2 protein-coding genes and 1 pseudogene are annotated in these 1663 nt (G+C 41.2%); 1 reads left to right on the forward strand and 2 read right to left on the reverse strand.

Annotated elements, in window-relative coordinates; translation table 11 throughout:
• Positions 1-142 precede the first annotated feature (142 nt).
• Positions 143-322, forward strand: a pseudogene (locus tag D7Y06_RS27560) (IS3 family transposase); the annotation flags it as partial.
• Between the two features lie 68 nt (positions 323-390).
• On the opposite strand, the gene D7Y06_RS24990 reads toward D7Y06_RS27560, so the two are convergent.
• Positions 391-645, reverse strand: coding sequence for a hypothetical protein (locus D7Y06_RS24990; protein WP_120410167.1), 255 nt, complete (start codon positions 643-645; stop codon positions 391-393).
• Between the two features lie 13 nt (positions 646-658).
• On the reverse strand, positions 659-1663 hold a 1005-nt coding region (locus D7Y06_RS24995), incomplete at its 5' end, for a hypothetical protein (protein WP_207667360.1).

The following is a 1663-nucleotide window of genomic DNA, read 5'->3' on the forward strand; positions in this document are numbered from 1 at the left end:
AACGGGTCTGACATCCTAATGATTGCTTTGACAAGGCATAAAAGTGGGAGATTTTAATTCTACTAATTGAAGGACTAAACGGGGCTGTCAAAAAAGTCCCTTAGTAATATAGTCAAAGCACAATTTAAAAAGTTATACTCTATTCCGACAGCTTTTGGATTCCCTGAACGTGGTACAGTCTTTTTCCAAAAAAGGCTACCCCTTCGATAATGCTGTCTGCGAGTGTTTTTTCAAGTACTTAAAACAAGAGGAAACCAACCGAAGAACATACCACACGTTCCACGAATTGTATCTGTCTGTTTTTGAGTACATGGAAGGATTCATTCATCTAACACTTCAATAATCATACTGACTAATTTATCGCCTAAAACCCCATAACAAGATGTCTATTTATTCCTCAATATTAGTAACAAACTTATCCCATCCAATATTCTTAATCTCGTCAAACGTTGCACTTCGCACTTCCCCATTTGCAGGACATCTCCGCCCATTTATATTTTCTAAGGCATCTTGTGGATTCTTCCACTCTGCAAGACACTCCTCGCAGATTACAATATACTTACTATTTGTAACATCCTTGTCAATTTCTAACCTACCATAGCTACAACAAATTGGACACTGTCCAACATAATATATCTTTTCCATTTTAATCTCCTTTTCAGTTTTTTAACATCAATCTATAATAATTGGACATTTCCATTCCATAATCACCAAAAGATGGAAATGCTGTCCAAACAGTTGATGTACCTTCTTTGACAACAATAGTTATATAATTCATTTGCTGTCCAAAATTAACATATCCAGTATTATAGCCAACATTTTGGTATGGTATATTATAAATCGTTCCACCCATACCATCCGAAATTATTTTTGCATTTATTCTATTAGACCAAGCATTTTCAAAAGTAGTTTTGACATCACCTCTAACAACTCCATGCAACTCTCTTTGGAAGTTAGGAGCACCATGTTTTTGAACATGTTCAAGGGCTGTTCTCCCTTTTCGATCAACATTAGACCAATCTAACTTATCATTTAGAATCCCTGTCTCTACCTCACTCTCCTGTCCAAATTGTACCCCTATTTTCGCCTTTCCATCAACTCCATTTAATAATAATCCATTTCCACCACCCGTATTTTCTTCACTAGTTCCAAGTTGACTATTCTGGGCTTTCAACTTTTGGACTGACTGGTTATTGCCAAACGACTCCTTACTGTCCCCTCCCGGCATACGGTTCATGTTCATTGCCCCGTACTCCATATAGACATTATTCCCAAGCATCAATATCATGCCGCATTCTTCATACCTGTCCGTATTGTTCTCAAACACCTTATCCAGCAGGAGGTTATACCCTCCATTTTTTGCACGGATATCGTTTTCTACATATAACGCCGTCGCACCGGCAAGCCCGTATCCCCCGCCAGTTATGATAGCAGGCACTACTGTCGTTGTAAAGGCAGACGGGCCTATGACTGCCGCTGCATCCATCCCCGCCGCCAGCCCTGCAACAGGTGCTGCCATGACTGTCCCATATAAGACTGCCCCTGTCGTTGCACCTGCCACGCCTCCGCCTGCCACGCCTAATGCAAAGTCTCCCCAGCTCCTGTCATTCCCGGTCTCCCTGTCGCTTTCCACCATCCCGTCTGTTGCCGCTGACACACCAAA

The sequence above is a fragment of the Roseburia sp. 1XD42-69 genome (assembly GCF_003612565.1).
Classification (GTDB): Bacteria; Bacillota; Clostridia; order Lachnospirales; family Lachnospiraceae; genus Roseburia_B.

What these genes read in the sequence shown, in the direction of transcription:
- D7Y06_RS24990 (WP_120410167.1), bottom strand. Translation starts at nt 645, where the DNA reads ATGGAAAAGATATATTATGTTGGACAGTGTCCAATTTGTTGTAGCTAT.